The sequence below is a fragment of the Streptomyces sp. BE303 genome (genome assembly GCF_036290945.1).
Taxonomy (GTDB): Bacteria; Actinomycetota; Actinomycetes; order Streptomycetales; family Streptomycetaceae; genus Kitasatospora.
The window spans coordinates 1-376 of sequence record NZ_JAQYWZ010000099.1 but is presented as its reverse complement, the minus strand read 5'-3'; the positions used below and the strand labels follow the sequence as shown (position 1 = coordinate 376).

Below are 376 nucleotides of genomic sequence, written 5' to 3'. Positions count from 1 at the left end.
GTTGGGTGGGTGTCGGGTGGGTTTGTGTTGGTGGGTGGTGTTTGTTGTTGGTTTTGTTGTGGTGTTGAGTGGGTTTTTTTTATTTATAGTTTTGGGTGTGTGGTTGGGTGGGGCCGGTCTCCGCGGGGGGCGGGGGCGGAGGCGGGTGGGCGGGTGGCGGTGCTGCGGGGGCGGGAGGCGGTGGTGTCCGGTGCGGGCGGTCTGATCGGCACCGCACGGGCGGGCCGGGTGGCGTTCCTGTTCACGGGCCAGGGGGCGCAGCGTGCGTCGATGGGCCGGGGGTTGTACGAGGCGTTCCCGGTTTTCGCGGATGCCTTCGACCAGGTGGCGTTGCACGTGGATGCCTATCTGGACCGGCCGTTGGCGGAGGTGCGGG

Annotated in this window: 1 protein-coding gene; it reads left to right on the top strand. The window is 67.3% G+C overall.

Going from position 1 to position 376, the window contains the following annotated elements; genetic code table 11:
- Positions 1–153: 153 nt before the first annotated feature.
- A partial coding sequence (locus tag PUR56_RS00380; RefSeq protein ID WP_329947357.1) for a hypothetical protein occupies positions 154–376 on the top strand: 223 nt, incomplete at its 3' end.